The 13893-nt window shown below is 69.0% G+C and carries 15 protein-coding genes; 8 read left to right on the top strand and 7 right to left on the bottom strand.

From position 1 onward, the window contains the following. Position 1: 1 nt before the first annotated feature. The 3 genes from AB0M15_RS28405 to AB0M15_RS28395 are packed head-to-tail and all read right to left on the bottom strand — an operon-like array spanning position 2 to position 3008. Entirely contained in the window at positions 2–1513 is a 1512-nt protein-coding gene (locus AB0M15_RS28405; RefSeq protein WP_363824507.1) for a tripartite tricarboxylate transporter permease, read from the bottom strand. Continuing rightward, positions 1513–2004, bottom strand: a complete 492-nt coding sequence (locus AB0M15_RS28400; protein ID WP_363824506.1) for a tripartite tricarboxylate transporter TctB family protein — start codon at positions 2002–2004, stop codon at positions 1513–1515. Before AB0M15_RS28400 ends, AB0M15_RS28405 begins: the two co-directional genes overlap by 1 nt. Beyond that, positions 2004–3008 carry a tripartite tricarboxylate transporter substrate binding protein gene (locus tag AB0M15_RS28395; RefSeq protein WP_363824505.1) on the bottom strand — a complete coding sequence of 335 codons (1005 nt, stop codon included), beginning with the start codon at positions 3006–3008 and terminating at the stop codon, positions 2004–2006. The genes AB0M15_RS28400 and AB0M15_RS28395 overlap by 1 nt, the downstream gene beginning before the upstream one ends. Positions 3009–3155: 147 nt before the next feature. On the opposite strand from AB0M15_RS28395, the gene AB0M15_RS28390 reads away from it, so the two are divergent. After that, on the top strand, positions 3156–4766 hold the full coding sequence (locus tag AB0M15_RS28390; protein WP_363824504.1) for a sensor histidine kinase: 1611 nt from the start codon (positions 3156–3158) through the stop codon (positions 4764–4766). Continuing rightward, a complete protein-coding gene (locus AB0M15_RS28385; RefSeq protein ID WP_363824503.1) occupies positions 4763–5440 on the top strand; it encodes a response regulator in 678 nt (225 codons plus the stop codon). The genes AB0M15_RS28390 and AB0M15_RS28385 overlap by 4 nt, the downstream gene beginning before the upstream one ends. A gap of 95 nt (positions 5441–5535) precedes the next feature. Here the strand turns inward: AB0M15_RS28385 and AB0M15_RS28380 are convergent, their stop codons facing one another. Further along, a complete protein-coding gene (locus AB0M15_RS28380) occupies positions 5536–6192 on the bottom strand; it encodes a GntR family transcriptional regulator (protein ID WP_363824502.1) in 657 nt (218 codons plus the stop codon). A 75-nt stretch (positions 6193–6267) separates the two neighbouring features. Between AB0M15_RS28380 and AB0M15_RS28375 the strand changes: the two genes are divergently transcribed. From AB0M15_RS28375 to AB0M15_RS28355, 5 genes are read left to right on the top strand one after another with little or no spacing between them, the layout of a single operon-like run. Further along, positions 6268–7323, top strand: a complete 1056-nt coding sequence (locus tag AB0M15_RS28375; protein ID WP_363824501.1) for an Ldh family oxidoreductase — start codon at positions 6268–6270, stop codon at positions 7321–7323. Continuing rightward, on the top strand, positions 7320–7640 hold the full coding sequence (locus AB0M15_RS28370) for a putative quinol monooxygenase (RefSeq protein WP_363824500.1): 321 nt from the start codon (positions 7320–7322) through the stop codon (positions 7638–7640). The genes AB0M15_RS28375 and AB0M15_RS28370 overlap by 4 nt, the downstream gene beginning before the upstream one ends. Then, complete coding sequence (locus AB0M15_RS28365) at positions 7637–8050, top strand: cupin domain-containing protein (RefSeq protein WP_363824499.1); 414 nt, start codon at positions 7637–7639, stop codon at positions 8048–8050. The genes AB0M15_RS28370 and AB0M15_RS28365 overlap by 4 nt, the downstream gene beginning before the upstream one ends. Then, on the top strand, positions 8047–9414 hold the full coding sequence (locus tag AB0M15_RS28360; RefSeq protein WP_363824498.1) for an aldehyde dehydrogenase family protein: 1368 nt from the start codon (positions 8047–8049) through the stop codon (positions 9412–9414). Before AB0M15_RS28365 ends, AB0M15_RS28360 begins: the two co-directional genes overlap by 4 nt. A gap of 48 nt (positions 9415–9462) precedes the next feature. Further along, positions 9463–10707: a glutamate-5-semialdehyde dehydrogenase gene (locus AB0M15_RS28355; RefSeq protein ID WP_363824497.1), complete on the top strand. Its 1245-nt coding sequence runs from the start codon at positions 9463–9465 to the stop codon at positions 10705–10707. On the opposite strand, the gene AB0M15_RS28350 is transcribed toward AB0M15_RS28355, so the two are convergent. After that, complete coding sequence (locus AB0M15_RS28350; RefSeq protein WP_363824496.1) at positions 10697–11383, bottom strand: 4'-phosphopantetheinyl transferase superfamily protein; 687 nt, start codon at positions 11381–11383, stop codon at positions 10697–10699. The genes AB0M15_RS28355 and AB0M15_RS28350 overlap by 11 nt on opposite strands. Then, a complete protein-coding gene (locus AB0M15_RS28345) occupies positions 11380–11997 on the bottom strand; it encodes a PadR family transcriptional regulator (protein WP_363824495.1) in 618 nt (205 codons plus the stop codon). The genes AB0M15_RS28350 and AB0M15_RS28345 overlap by 4 nt, the downstream gene beginning before the upstream one ends. Before the next feature lie 66 nt (positions 11998–12063). Here AB0M15_RS28345 and AB0M15_RS28340 point away from each other — a divergent pair, with 66 nt between their 5' ends. Beyond that, positions 12064–12951: an alpha/beta hydrolase gene (locus AB0M15_RS28340; protein WP_363824494.1), complete on the top strand. Its 888-nt coding sequence runs from the start codon at positions 12064–12066 to the stop codon at positions 12949–12951. Here AB0M15_RS28340 and AB0M15_RS28335 read toward each other — a convergent pair. After that, positions 12944–13810, bottom strand: coding sequence for a winged helix-turn-helix transcriptional regulator (locus AB0M15_RS28335; protein ID WP_363824493.1), 867 nt, complete (start codon positions 13808–13810; stop codon positions 12944–12946). The genes AB0M15_RS28340 and AB0M15_RS28335 overlap by 8 nt on opposite strands. Positions 13811–13893: the final 83 nt, after the last annotated feature.

Below are 13893 nucleotides of genomic sequence, written 5' to 3'. Positions count from 1 at the left end.
CTCAGTCTCCTACCTTCACTGCGTCGACGGGCTCGCGGCGCCGGAGCCGGCTGACGACCGGCGGTACCACCAGGACGAGCAGGATCACCAGGTACACGATCTTGGCGAACCAGGTGTTGGTCAGGCCGCTGACGTGGCCGTCGCTGATCTGCAACGCCCGCCGTAACTGCTCCTCCGCGGTCGGCCCGAGGATGATGCCGATGATCGCCGGTACCACGGGCAGCCCGAACCGGCGCATCGCGAACCCGAGCCCGCCCAGGATGAGCAGCAGCCACAGGTCGAAGGTCGACAGGTTGGCCGCGTACGCGCCGATGCTGGCGAAGAACAGGATCCCGGCGTACAGGTAAGGCCGGGGGATCCGGAGCAGCTTGGCCCACATCGGTGCCAGTGGCAGGTTCAGCAGGAGCAGGATCGCGTTGCCGATGAAAAGACTGGCGACCAGGCCCCAGACCAGCTCGGGCTGCGTCTGCAGCAGCCGCGGACCGGGCTGGATTCCGTACCCCTGGAAGGCGCCGAGCATCACCGCGGCGGTCGCGGTGGTCGGGATCCCCAACGTGAGCAGGGGAACCAGACCACCCGCGGCCGACGCGTTGTTCGTCGCCTCGGGACCGGCGACGCCCTCGATCGCACCGTGGCCGAACTCCTCCGGGTGCTTGCTCAGCTTCTTCTCGGTGACGTAGGACAAGAAGGTCGGGATCTCGGCGCCACCGGCCGGGATCGCGCCGAACGGGAAGCCGATCACGGTGCCCCGCAGCCACGGCTTCCACGACCGGCGCCAGTCGTCCCGGCTCATCCGGGCGGCGCCGACGGTGATGATCTCGGCCGGCGTACGCCGCAGGTGGGCGGCGATCCACAACGCCTCGCCGACCGCGAACAGCCCGACCGCGACCACCACGACATCGATGCCGTCGGCAAGTTCCGGCAGCCCGAGGGTGAGCCGCTGCTGACCGGACGTCGGGTCGATCCCGATGGTGCCGACCAGCAGGCCGATGCCGAGCGCCGCCAGGCCGCGGATCTTCGACGAGCCGAGCACGGTGGTGACGGCGATGAAGGCCAGCACCATCACCGCGAAGTAGTCCGGCGCCCCCATCTTGATGGCCAGCTTGACCACCCCCGGCGCGACCAGCGCAAGCGCCAGGGTGCCGATGGTGCCGGCGATGAACGAGCCGATCGCCGCGGTGGCCAGGGCGGCGGCCGCTCTGCCCTTGCGGGCCATCTTGTTGCCTTCGATCGCGGTCACCACCGAGGCGCTCTCACCGGGCGTGTTGAGCAGGATCGAGGTGGTCGAGCCGCCGTACATGCCGCCGTAGTAGATGCCCGCGAACATGATGAAGGCCTGGGTGGGTTCGAGCGTGTAGGTGAGCGGGAGGAGCAGCGCGATCGTCATCGCCGGGCCGATGCCGGGCAGCACGCCGATCGCGGTACCGAGCAGGACGCCGACGAAGGCGTAGAGCAGGTTGGTCGGATGGGCGGCGGTGGCGAAGCCGTTCAGGAGTTCGGCGAACGAGTTCATCAGAGGATTCCCTTGAGGATCCCGACCGGCAGCGCGATGCCGAGGCCGAGGTTGAACAGGTACCAGGTGCCGACCGACAGGGCGACCGAGATGATCGCGTTGCGGATCAGGTGCCGGCTGCCGAGCGCGAACGTGGTACCGAAGAACAGGACGGCGCCGGAGACCGGCCAGCCGAGCCGGTCGATCAGCAGGATGTTGGCGACGAAGGCGGCGACCAGCAGGCCGAGCGTCTTCCAGTCGCTGCCTTGCGACAGGTCGACGTCCTCGCCGGCTTCCTGCTCGCCACGGCCGCCGCGGAGGATGTCCACCGCGAGCAGTACCGCCGTGACGACGAGCAGGATGCCGACCGCGACCGGAACCGTCTTGGAGCTGACCGGGCTGCGGCTGTCCAGGTCGGGGAGCCGCAACCCGTCGATCAGGGCCCAGGCGCCGATGACCAGGAGGAGGAGGGCCACTCCGAGTTCGGAGCGGCCCTGCTTCACGGCGCTCATCAGGCCACGAGACCCAGCTCTCGCAGTACGCCGGCGACCCGGTCGTTCTCCGAGGTGAGGAAGGTCTTGAACTCGTCACCGGTCTGGAACGCGTCGGCCCAGCCCTGCTTGGTCAGCGTCGTCTTCCACTGCTCCGAGCCGTGCATCTTGGTGAGCAGGTCGACGTACTCGGCCTTCTTCGCGTCCGGCAGCCTGGGCGGCGCGACGATGCCACGCCAGTTGGTGAAGACCAGGTCGATGTTCAGGCTCTTCAGGGTGGGTGCGTCGACGCCCTCGACCGGTGCCGCGGTGGTGACGGCGAGGATCTTCACGTCACCGGACTTGGCCTGCTCGGCGACCTCGCCGATACCGGTGGCGGCGAAGGCCACCTTCTTGCCGAGGATCGCGGTCAGCAGTTCGCCGCCGCCGTCGTACGCGACGTAGTTGACGTCCTTCGGCTGTACGCCGACCGCCTTGGCCAGCAGCATCGGGGTGAGGTGGTCAGGGCCGCCCGGGTTCGACGCGCCGCCGACCGGGACCTTGCCCGGGTCGGCCTTCCAGGCGGCGACCAGTTGGTCGAGACTCGTGTACGGCGATCCCTTCGGGACGACGATCGCCTCGGCCTCCTCGATCAGCTTGGCGATCGGAACCGTGTCGGCCAGGGTCGCCTTGGACTTGTTGGTGAAGACGGCCCCGACGACGCCGAGACCCATCTGCATCAGCAGGTCCTCTTTGCCCTTCTCGTTGACCAGGCGTTGCAGACCGACCGTGCCGCCGGCGCCGGCGGTGTTGAAGACCTCGATCGTGTCGGACAGTTTCGCGTCCTGCATCGCCTTGGCCGCCGCGCGGGCAGTGGTGTCGTACCCGCTGCCGGGGGAGTTGGGGACGAGGATGCGCAGGCCCTTGACCGGCCCCGAGTTGGAGCCGCCCGAGGCGTTGTCGTCGGCGCTCACGCCGCAGCCGGCCGCGACGACGGCGAGGGCCGCGACCGCGGTGATACTGGTGAACCACGTCCGTGCTCGCACGGCAGTCTCCTTGCTTTCGGTGGTGCGGTTGCCCGTCAGCGTGGCGTGGTCCCTCAACGGTGTCACCGTTACTACCGCAAACTCAGTTGTGTTCATTGTGCTCACGCGATGATGGCGCTCCGGGGCCGCGCCGAGCACAATCGGGGCGTGAAGACCAGACGGCGAGTGGTACTACGGAGGCGCTGGACGCTGGCCGGGCGGATGCTCGCCGTCCAGTTGCTGATCGTGCTCGTCGTCCTGGTGGGCGTGGCGGCGGTGTCGCTGGCGCAGTCGAACGCGCGCTTTCGCGAGACCGAGGGCAACCGGGCGCTCGCGGTGGCCGAGCGGCTCGCGGTGACGGCCGGCGTCCGGGAGGCCGCGGCCGGTCGTGGGCCAGCTTTCGTCAGCCAGGCGCAGTCGGTGGTGGAGTCGGGCCGTACGTTCTCCGGTTCGACGTACGTCGTGGTGGCGCTGGCCAACCGGCAGGTGATCGCGTCGACGGATCCGCTGCCGCTGACGGACAAGCCGCTGCTGCAGGAGACCGACGCGTTCCTCGGCCGGTCGTGGGTGGGGCGCGACGAGGAGACCGGGGCGGCGCTCGCGATGGCGCCGATCATCAACGTGCAGACCCGGGAGACCGACGGCGTGGTCGCCGTCGGGCGGCAGTACCCGTCACTGCTGGCCAACCTGGCGGCGGCCCGGGCGAATCTGCTCACCTACCTGGGGATCGCGAGCCTGCTGGGCGTGATCGGTTCGTTGCTGCTGGCAAGGACCGTGAAGCGGCAGACCCTCGGGCTGGAGCCGCGGGAGATCACCGGGCTGGTCGAGCAGCGGGAGGCGCTGCTGCACGGCATCAAGGAGGGCGTGCTGGCGGTCGACCTCGATCAGCGGATCACGATGGTCAACGACGAGGCGGCGCATCTGCTCGGCATACCGCTCGCCTCGGCCGGGCGCCGGCTGGGTGACGTCGACGACACCGGGCGGTTGGCGGAGATCTTCGACAGCATGGACATCGCGACCGACCGGCTGCTGCCGCTGCACGGCCGGGTACTGACCCTGAACCGGATGCCGGTCCGCAGCCACGGCCGGCACATCGGCTGGGTCGCGACCTTCCGCGATCGGACCGAGCTGCTCGAACTGCAGCGTGAACTGGATCTGACCCGGAACACCACCGACACGCTGCGGGCGCAGGCGCACGAGTTCAGCAATCGGATGCATATCGTCAGCGGGCTGATCGAGCTGGGGGAGTACGACGACGTCCGGCGCTACATCCAGCGGGTCGCGGCCGATCAGACCGAGTTGACCGCCGGGATCACCGCCCGGGTCGGCGATCCGGCGGTGGCCGCGTTGCTGATCGCGAAGTCGAGTCAGGCCGCCGAACACGGGGTGAGCTTCGTCGTCGACCAGGGGACCTGGTTGCCCCGGCTCGACGAGCGGCTGGCGACCGACGTGTCGACCGTGCTGGGGAACCTGGTGGACAACGCGCTGGACGCCGCGACCGGTGCGCGGGATCCGTACGTCGCGGTCGAGGTACTGGAGGTGGCCGGTGCGGTGCGGATCGAAGTACGGGACTCCGGGCCGGGGGTGGACAGCGCCATGCAGCATCGGGTGTTCACCCGCGGATTCAGCACCAAGGACGGTACCGGGGATGATCGGGGAATCGGGCTGGCGCTGGTCCGGGTGATCTGCCGGAAGCGAGGTGGCGACGTGACGGTGCACAACGAGAACGGGGCGGTCTTCGTGGCGACCCTGCCGATCCTCGCCGAGGCGCGCGCATGATCCAGGTCCTCGTCGTGGACGACGACTTCATGGTGGCCCGGCTGCACTCGAGCGTGGTCGCCTCCCAACCGGGGTTCGAGGTGATCGGCGCGGCGCGCACCGGCGCCGACGCCCTGGCCGCCGTCCGGACGTTGCGCCCCGATCTGGTCCTGCTGGACATCTACCTGCCGGACATGAGCGGCCTCGAGGTCCTGCGCCGCTTCCGGGAGTCCGCCACGGACTATCCCGTCGACGTCATCGTCATCTCCGCCGCCCGCGACCTGGACACCCTGCGCACCGCGCTGCGTGGCGGCGTCCTCCAGTACCTGGTGAAACCCTTCGAGGTCGAATCCCTTCGAGCCCGGCTGGCGGACTACGCCGCCCACCGAGCCGAACTCCATCACCTGACCGAGGCCCATCAGGACGAGGTGGACCGGGTCTTCCGGATCCCCAGCACCCGCACGCCACCCCCCAAAGGCATCAGCCCGGAAACCACCACCCTCGTACTCCGGGCCCTCGCCGAATCCCCCGACCCGGACCTCTCCGCCACCGAATGCGCCGACCTGACCGGCCTGTCCCGCAGCAGCACCCGCCGCTACCTGGAACACCTGGTCAGCACCGGCCAAGCCGAGATGCACCCCCGCTACGGCACAGCCGGCCGCCCCGAACGCCGCTACCGCCTCCTCACCCGCTGATCAGAAGTCGGCACCTTGAACACCATCCGGCGACCTCGGACACGAAATAACTTGTTCAAGGTCGCCGCTAGGTGTTCAAGGTCGCCACGACTCGGTTAGGGGAGGCGGTCGGCGATGGCGGCGAGGGCGGTGTCTCGGGCGCCTAGGACGTGAGCCTCGGCGAGGGTGCGGGCGCGTGGGGCGTCTTGGGTGATTAGGGCTTCGAGGATGGCGAAGTGTTCTTCTAGGGCCTGGGTTCGGCGGGACTGGGATTGGTTGGTGAAGGCTCGGTAGCGGGCCATCTGGCCGTCTACCTGTTCGTGGAGGCGGACGGCCCAGCCGTGGGCGGCGATGTCGGCGATCTTCAGGTGGAAGGCGTGGCCGGCGTGCATGGCGTCGTCGGCGAACTCGACCAGGCGCTGGTTGCGGGCGACCAGGAGTTTCAGGGCGTCCGCCGACTCGGTGGTCATCCGCTCCGCTGCTTCTGCTGCCATCAAGCCCTCCAGGGCCGCGCGCACGGAGTACAGCTCCTCGATCTCGGAGGCTGACAGCGAGCGGACGACCATGCCGCCGGTGGGCAGTTGCTCCAGCAGGTCTTCGGCGAGCAGCAGGCGGAGGGCCTCACGGAGCGGGGTTCGGCTGACCTGTAGCTGCTGGGAGAGCTCTGGTTCGAAGAGCCGCCGGCCGGGCGGCAGGTCGAGCGACAGGATGCGCCGCTTCAGTTCGGCGTACACGACCTGACCGCCGGAAGCGCGTCGCACTCTGTCCGTCATCCGAAACTCTCCTTTGCGTACTTGTATACAAGTATGCTTCTCTAGCACCAGTCTCGCACCCGATCGGAGCAAGGCATGGCTCATCTTTCCCCGCCCGGCGCGCTCCGGGCCTTCACCTCGGCCGTACTGCGCGCCGAAGGCGTCCCCGGACCCGACGCCGACCTGCTGGCCGACTCTCTCGTGACGGCCGAACTCTGGGGCCACGCCTCGCACGGCATGCTCCGCCTACCCTGGTACGTCGCCCGCCTCCGCACCGGCGCCACCCGGCGAGTCACCCGCATCACCACCATCCGGGACACCGGCGCGCTGATGGTGCTCGACGGCGATCACGGCATCGGCCAGGTCATCGCCCAGCATGCCGTCAGCCAAGGCGTCGAGCGGGCCAAGGTCCACGGGGTCAGTGCGATCGGCGTCCGCAACTCCGGCCACTTCGGCACAGCGGCGTACTTCACCCGCCAAGCCGCCCAGCAAGGCTGCATCGCGCTGCTCTGCACGAACGCGAGCCCCGCGATGGCTCCGTGGGGCGGCAAGCAAAAGAGCATCGGTACCAACCCCTGGTCCATCGCGGCGCCGGCCGGCGACCGCGTACTGGTGATGGACCTCGCCAACACAGCCGTCGCCCGAGGCAAGGTCTACCTGGCCGCCGAACGCGGTACAGCGATCCCGCCCGGCTGGGCCGCCGATGCCGACGGCGGCCCCACCACCGATCCGCGCGCGGCGATCGAGGGCCTGATCCTGCCGATGGCCGGTCCCAAGGGCTACGTGATGGCCTTCATGTTCGACGTGCTGGCCGGAGTGCTGACCGGGAGCGCGTTCGGCGACCAGGTCGTGGGGCCGTACCAGCCGGGGGAGACGAGCGGCGCGGGCCACCTTCTGCTCACGATCGATGTCGCCGCGATGGCGGACCCGGCTGAGTACGCCGCGCGGGTGGAAGCGCTGGTCGACGCCACCTGCAACGCTCCGAAGGCGTCCTGGGCCGACGAGATCCTCGTCCCGGGCGAACTCGAGGACCGCAACGCCGAGCGCAACGCCGCAGGAATCGAACTGACCGCCAAGACCTGGGCCGGCCTCGTCGAACTGGCCACCGAGTCGAATGTCGCCCTGCCGTCAACGGAAGAGGTCCCCGCATGATCACGCTCACCGTCTCACTGCAGGTCCGGCTCGGTCACCTGGTCGCGTTCGTCGAGGCGATCCGGACCAACGCCGAGCGCTCGTTCACCGACGAACCCGGCTGCCTGTCCTTCGACGTCAGCCAGGACCGCGCCGACGACCACCATTTCGTCCTCAGCGAGACGTACACCGGGCCCGAAGCGGTGGAGCAGCACCGCTCCACCCAGCACTTCAAGCGATGGCGCGAGCAGGTCGCCGAGCACGTAGTACCGGGTAGCCAGGTGAACACCCTGGCGAACCGGATCTTCCACCACCACAGCCCGGAGGCCGACCGATGAGCCTGTTGATCCGTCCCGACCAGGTCACGCCGTTCGATCGCGGCAACGGCGTCGTCACGATTCCGTACGTCGGCCGCTGGAACGCCGACGACAACGCCATCACCACCGGCCAGACCGTCTTCGCTCCCGGCACCGGCCTGCCGGTGCACAGCCACAACGTCGAGGAGTCCGTGCTGATCCTCGCCGGTGAGGCGGTCGCCGAGATCGACGGCGAGCGGTTCGACCTGGTCGCGGGGGAGGCCACCTGGGTGCCGGCCGGCATCCCGCACCGCTTCCTCAACCGCGGCGACGGCCCGATGCGGATCTACTGGGTGTACGGCGGTCGCGACGTGACCCGCACGATCACGGCCACCGGTGAGACCTTCGAGCACCTGTCCGAGAGCGACCGCGGCGGGCTGACCACCTCATGATCACCACGACCAACCCGGCCACCGGCCGGCCCCTGGCGAGGTACGAGTCGATGACTCACGCGCAGGTCGAGGACGCTGTCCAGCGTGGTTTCGACGCGGCCGCGCGCTGGGGTGGTACCAGCCTGCCTGCACGTCTCGAAGCACTCACCCGGCTGGCCGCCCAGCTGCGCACCGAATCACCACGCCTGGCCGCGCTGATCACCGCCGAGATGGGCAAGCCGATCGCCGAGGCAGAGGGCGAGGTCGAAAAGTCCGCCGTCACCGCCGAGTACTACGCGGCGCACGCGCCGGCCATCCTCGCCGACGAGCCGGTCGACGTGGGGGAGCCGAAGGCCTGGATCGCGTACGAGCCGATCGGCCTGGTGCTCGCGGTGATGCCGTGGAACTTCCCGGTCTGGCAGGTACTGCGGTTCGCCGTCCCGACCCTTGCCGCAGGCAACGGAGTACTGCTGAAGCACTCGCCGAACGTGACCGGCTCGGCGGTCGCGTTGCAGCAACTCCTGCTCGATGCGGGCTTCCCCGAAGGCCTGCTGACCACCCTGGTACTCGACGAAGCGGAGGTGCCGGCGACGATCGAGGAGCTGATCGCCGACGACCGGATCGCCGCCGTCACGCTGACCGGGAGCAACCGGGCGGGGGCAGCGGTCGGCGCCGCGGCGGGTCGTGCGTCGAAGCGGTCGGTGCTGGAGCTCGGCGGCTCGGACGCCTTCGTGGTGCTGGCCGACGCCGATGTGCCGGCCGCCGCGGCGGCTGCCGTCAAGGCCCGCTTCACGAACTCCGGCCAGAGCTGTGTCTGCGCCAAGCGCTTCATCGTCGAGGCCGCCGTCGCCGAGGAGTTCCTCGAGCTCTTCGTCCAGGGCGTGGAGACGCTCAAGTCCGGTGACCCCGCGGATCGTGCGGTCACCCTCGGCCCGCTTGCCCGCGACGATCTTCGGGTGGCTCTGCATCGCCAGGTCGCCGAGTCGGTCGTCGCTGGAGCCAAGCTGCTCACCGGCGGCCAGCCCGTCGACGGCCCCGGCTACTACTTCGAACCAACCGTGCTGACCGGCGCCACCCCAGGCATGCCCGCTTTCGACGAGGAGACCTTCGGTCCGGTCGCGGCCGTCGCCATCGCTGCCGACCGGGCTGAGGTGATCACCTTGGCCAACAGCACGCAGTACGGCCTCGGTCTGAGCGTCTGGTCAGCGGAGCACGGCGTCGAGGTCGCCCGGCGGATCACCTCGGGTGCCGCGTTCATCAACGCCGTGGTCGCCTCCGACCCCCGGCTTCCCTTCGGCGGCACGAAGAACAGCGGCTACGGTCGCGAACTGTCCGCCGCGGGGATCCGGGAATTCACCAACACGAGGACGTACTGGGTGGCCTAGCTTGAGACGACCGCGCAGGCCCGCGGTGGATCGTCCTACGATGGCGTGGTGAGCGAGATCATCGAGTTGTGCCGCAATGCGCGTGAGGCTTCCTACGCGCTGGCTGCGGCGTCGCGGGCGACCAAGGATGCTGCGCTGAAGGCGATGGCGGCAGCGTTGCGGGCAGGCACCGAAGAGATCGTGGCGGCCAACGCCAAGGACGTCGCGGCCGCCCGAGAGTCCGGTACGCCGGAATCGACCGTCGACCGTCTTGCGCTGGACCCGTCGCGGGTGGACGCGATGGCTGCGGGACTCGAGCAGCTTGCCGGCCTGGTCGACCCGGTCGGTGAGGTCGTTCGCGGATACACGCTGCCCAACGGGCTCGAATTGCGTCAGGTGCGGGTGCCGTTCGGTGTCGTCGGGATCATCTACGAGGCCCGGCCCAACGTCACCGCCGACGCCGCCGGGATCTGCCTCAAGTCCGGCAACGCGGTGTTGCTGCGCGGCTCGTCGTCGGCAGCCGCGTCGAACGAAGCGATCATCGCCGTACTACGCTCCGCCGTCGTCGAAGCGGGTTTGCCGGCTGACGTGATCCAGGGCGTGCCCGGCGACCGCGCGGCCGTGAAGGAGCTGATGCAGGCGCGCGGGCTGGTCGACGTACTGATTCCGCGCGGGGGCGCCGGCCTGATCCAGACCGTCGTCACCGAGTCGACCGTGCCGGTGATCGAGACGGGCGTCGGCAACTGCCACGTCTATGTCGACGCGGACGCGGATCTCGATCTCGCGCTGACGATCCTGCTCAACTCCAAGACCCAGCGCCCGAGCGTGTGCAACGCGGCCGAGTCCCTGCTCGTCCACGCGGATGTCGCTTCAGAGTTCCTGGCGAAGGCGCTGCCCGCGCTGGCGGAGGCGGGTGTGACCGTTCACGGTGACCCGGCAGTTGTTGCTGCAGGCAAGGATGTTGTCGCGGCGACGGACGAGGACTACGGCACGGAGTACAGCTCGCTGGATCTTTCGGCGGCTGTGGTGGCTGATCTGGAGGGCGCGGTTCAGCACATCCGGAAGTACAGCTCGGCGCATACCGACGCGATCATCACCCGGTCGCAGGCGGCGGCGCGGCGGTTCGTGCAGGCGGTCGACTCGGCGGCTGTGGTGGTGAACGCGAGCACCCGATTCACTGATGGCGGGGAGTACGGGTTCGGCGCCGAGATCGGGATCTCGACGCAGAAGCTGCACGCGCGCGGGCCGATGGGGCTGCCGGAGATGACGTCGACGAAGTATTTGGTGATCGGCGAAGGCCAGATCAGGACCTGAGCAGCGGGGCAGCGTCGAACGATCGCACCTCGGGCGTTTCATCCGAGAGCATCGCCAGCGCAGCGGCGTACTCGACGCCTGCCGGCAGGTCGACCAGGCGTATCGGTCCGTCGTACCCGGCCCACTCTCGGAGCGCTGCTGGCTGATCCGGTGCGCTGACGATCACCTTGCGCAGGTCCGCGGTGATCCCGTCTCCGGTCGCCTTCACCACGGCCTCCTTGCGAGTCCAGTACTGCGTGAAGGCCCGAGCGCGAGCATCGGCCGGATACGCAGCCAGCTCGTCGGCCTCCAGATCGGAGAGGCTGACCGTAGCGAGCGACGCCGTGTCGATCGATGGGTTGATCAGCTCGACATCCACGCCGACCGCAGCCGACGGATGGAAGGCGACGACGATCCGGTGACCCGAGTGCGACACCGAGAGTTGCATGCCATCGGCAACGACCTTCCCGTGCTGGCGACCGCAGTCCGCGCAGGTCCGGTCGATCACCACGTCGGCGGGGGAGATCCCCAGCTTGCCCGCCAGCACCCGCCGCACGATCGTGGCGCCGACCAGGAAACGGCTCTTGTCCTCGTCCCTTGCGTAGGCAGCCATGCGCCCCTGCTCGGCTTCGTTCAGCTCGGCAACCAGGCCGGGCCGCGCGTCCGCAGTACGGCCCCACCAGATCTCTACCGTCATGCCATCGCCTGGTCGATCGTGGTCTGGCTCGGTCGGAGAGCGGCCTCCCAGGTCAGGGTGCCGCTGCGCAGGTCGTCGAGCAGCGCGTCGATCCAGCTCAGCTCAGCGACGGTGATCGCCCGCTGGTACTCGGTCTCGACGAGCACTACGCGCGGTACCGGAGCGCCTTCGTACTCCGAGGCGAGGTCGGCGTCGAGCGAGGTGATCCGCCGGGTGAGCTGCTCGCGCCGCTCCTCGAACAGCCCGGCCGCCGCCTCCGGGGTCAGCAGCATGATGAACGACAGCGCGGCCGGAAACTCGGGGAACTCGTTGCGCGGGGTGGATACGATCTCCGCGAGCCATTCGCGCGACGCCGCCCGGCCGCGGTCAGTCAGCTGATAGGTGGTGCGCTCGGGATAGCGCTCGTCGCGCTCGGTGTCGCCGACCGCGATCAGGCCGGCCTCCTCGAGCCGGACGATCATCCGGTACAGGCTGGTGCGCTGGCCGACGTTGACCACCTGGTCCTTGCCCCATTGCTTGATCAGCCGCTGGATGCCGTACGGGTGCAGTGGCCCGTTCTCCAGCAGGCCGAGGATCGCGAGCGCCAGCGGCGAACGGCGGAAGGTCGGCTCCATGGCAGCAGTCTAGTGATTGGAGAAACTAGTTGCAATGCAACTAGAGGGGATGTAACTATTGATCTCATGACCACAGACCTGGAAGAACTGACCGAGGGGTGCGTGACGTCGCGCGACGGCACCCGGATCGGCTACTGGAAGATCGGCAGCGGCCCGGCCGTTGTCGTGCTGCACGGCAGCATGGAGTCGGCTCGCAGCCATACGCTGTTGGCCCGGGCGCTCGCCGACGAGTTCACCGTCTACCTCCCCGATCGCCGCGGCCGCGGTCTGTCGGGGCCGCATCGGCCGGACCACTCGGTGCGTACCGAGGTCGAGGACCTGGAGGCGGTACTACGTGACGCCGGGGCCACCCGGGCCTTCGGGGTCAGCGCAAGCGGCGCGATCGTCCTGGCTGCCGCGAAGGCTTTGCCGATGCTGACCAAGGTTGCGGTCTACGAGCCGGCCCTGGTCGCCGACCCGGCGCCGCACGCCGCCTGGCTGGCCCGCTTCGACCGTGAGGTTGCCGAGGGCAACATTGCGGCGGCGATGATCACCAGCATGTACGGCCTGGAACTCGCTCCGGCGGCCTTCAAGGTGATGCCCCGCCGCCTGCTGGCCGCGATCACCGAGAAGCTGCTGAAGAAGGAGGACCGGAAGGCCGGGCCGGACGACATCACCTTGCGTAAGCTCGCGCCGACCGTGCACTACGAGGGCGCGCTGATCGTCGAGCTGGCCGGCCGGTTCGAGGAGTTCCGCGACGTCACGGCCGAGGTGCTGCTGATGGGTGGCGGCAAGGGGCTGCCGTTCCTTCGGTCCGGGCGGGATGTGCTGGCCGAGGCTCTTCCGGTGTGTCGGCGGGTGGAGTTCGAGGGTCTTGATCATGGTTCGTCGAGCGATCCGAGTGAGATCAACGCGACCGGTAGCGCTGAGGCTGTGGGGAGGATCGCGGCCGAAGTACGGGCTGCTTTCAGGTAGCGGTTCGGAACGCCCAGTCGATCGCCGCCGGGATGTCGGTGATCGGGTAGAGGACGGCCTTGATCTCGCGGGTCGGGGCGACGATCAGGATCAGGCGCTTGAGGCGTTCGTAGCCGCCGGCCCGGAAGGTCGGGAGGCGGAGGGCGGCAGTCAGGGTGAGGTCGGTGTCGGACAGCAGTACGTGGGGGATGTTCTCCAGTTCGGCGAAGGCCTGTTGCTCGTCGGGGCGTTGGGTGCTTACGCCGTGGATGGCGATCCCTGCTGCGGTGAAGTCCTTGGCGCGTTCGGCGAAGAGCTTGTTCTCCAAGGTGCACCCTGCTGTGCCGGCGATGTCGTCCCAGCCGTCCGGCAACTTGCTCGGCCTGCCGGTGGCCGGATAGCCGAAGATCACGGTCGCTTGCGCGGTTTCGTCGACCACATCCCTGAGTTGCCGGCCTGCTGGTAGGAGGAGGTCTGTGGGGATGTGGGTGCCGACCAGTTCGTGGGTGCGGTGGGCCGGGGCCTCTTCGGGTGCGTTGGTACCGGTGAGCTCACCGTCGCCGAGCAGCCAGCGGTCGCCCCAGTCCTGGAGGGCGACCAGCACGGGGAGCAGGGCGCGGCCGCGAGGGGTCAGCTTGTAGGCGTACCGGGGTGGGTGTTCCTGGTAGGCGACGCGCTCGACGACGCCGCTGTCGAGCAGGCTGTTCAGTCGCTCGGTCAGCACCTTCCGCGAGATTCGCAGCGACTCGGCCAGCAGGTCGAACCGGTCCAGCCCGCGGGCCAGATCCCGGACGATCAGCAGCTCCCACCCGTCACCGACCACCCCGAGGGACTGGGCGATCGCACAGTCGGGCTCGGGGGAGTAGCTACTACGCCGCACGACAGCCTCCTCCGCTTGCTCCCACGCTATCCGGCCTTGTAAGTTCCTCTTAGGAACTCACTATACTTCGGGGGTGGCGGATG

The sequence above is a fragment of the Kribbella sp. NPDC051718 genome (assembly GCF_040681515.1).
Lineage (GTDB): Bacteria > Actinomycetota > Actinomycetes > Propionibacteriales > Kribbellaceae > Kribbella.
The sequence above is the reverse complement of the archived record's forward strand: the minus strand, read 5'-3'. Positions and strand labels throughout refer to the sequence as shown.

Bases quoted from the DNA above. Each gene is read 5' to 3' on its own strand.
- AB0M15_RS28405 (WP_363824507.1), bottom strand. From the start codon at position 1,513: ATGAACTCGTTCGCCGAACTCCTGAACGGCTTCGCCACCGCCGCCCAT.
- AB0M15_RS28400 (WP_363824506.1), bottom strand. From the start codon at position 2,004: ATGAGCGCCGTGAAGCAGGGCCGCTCCGAACTCGGAGTGGCCCTCCTC.
- AB0M15_RS28385 (WP_363824503.1), top strand. From the start codon at position 4,763: ATGATCCAGGTCCTCGTCGTGGACGACGACTTCATGGTGGCCCGGCTG.
- AB0M15_RS28380 (WP_363824502.1), bottom strand. From the start codon at position 6,192: ATGACGGACAGAGTGCGACGCGCTTCCGGCGGTCAGGTCGTGTACGCC.
- AB0M15_RS28375 (WP_363824501.1), top strand. From the start codon at position 6,268: ATGGCTCATCTTTCCCCGCCCGGCGCGCTCCGGGCCTTCACCTCGGCC.
- AB0M15_RS28370 (WP_363824500.1), top strand. From the start codon at position 7,320: ATGATCACGCTCACCGTCTCACTGCAGGTCCGGCTCGGTCACCTGGTC.
- AB0M15_RS28365 (WP_363824499.1), top strand. From the start codon at position 7,637: ATGAGCCTGTTGATCCGTCCCGACCAGGTCACGCCGTTCGATCGCGGC.
- AB0M15_RS28360 (WP_363824498.1), top strand. From the start codon at position 8,047: ATGATCACCACGACCAACCCGGCCACCGGCCGGCCCCTGGCGAGGTAC.
- AB0M15_RS28350 (WP_363824496.1), bottom strand. From the start codon at position 11,383: ATGACGGTAGAGATCTGGTGGGGCCGTACTGCGGACGCGCGGCCCGGC.
- AB0M15_RS28345 (WP_363824495.1), bottom strand. From the start codon at position 11,997: ATGGAGCCGACCTTCCGCCGTTCGCCGCTGGCGCTCGCGATCCTCGGC.
- AB0M15_RS28340 (WP_363824494.1), top strand. From the start codon at position 12,064: ATGACCACAGACCTGGAAGAACTGACCGAGGGGTGCGTGACGTCGCGC.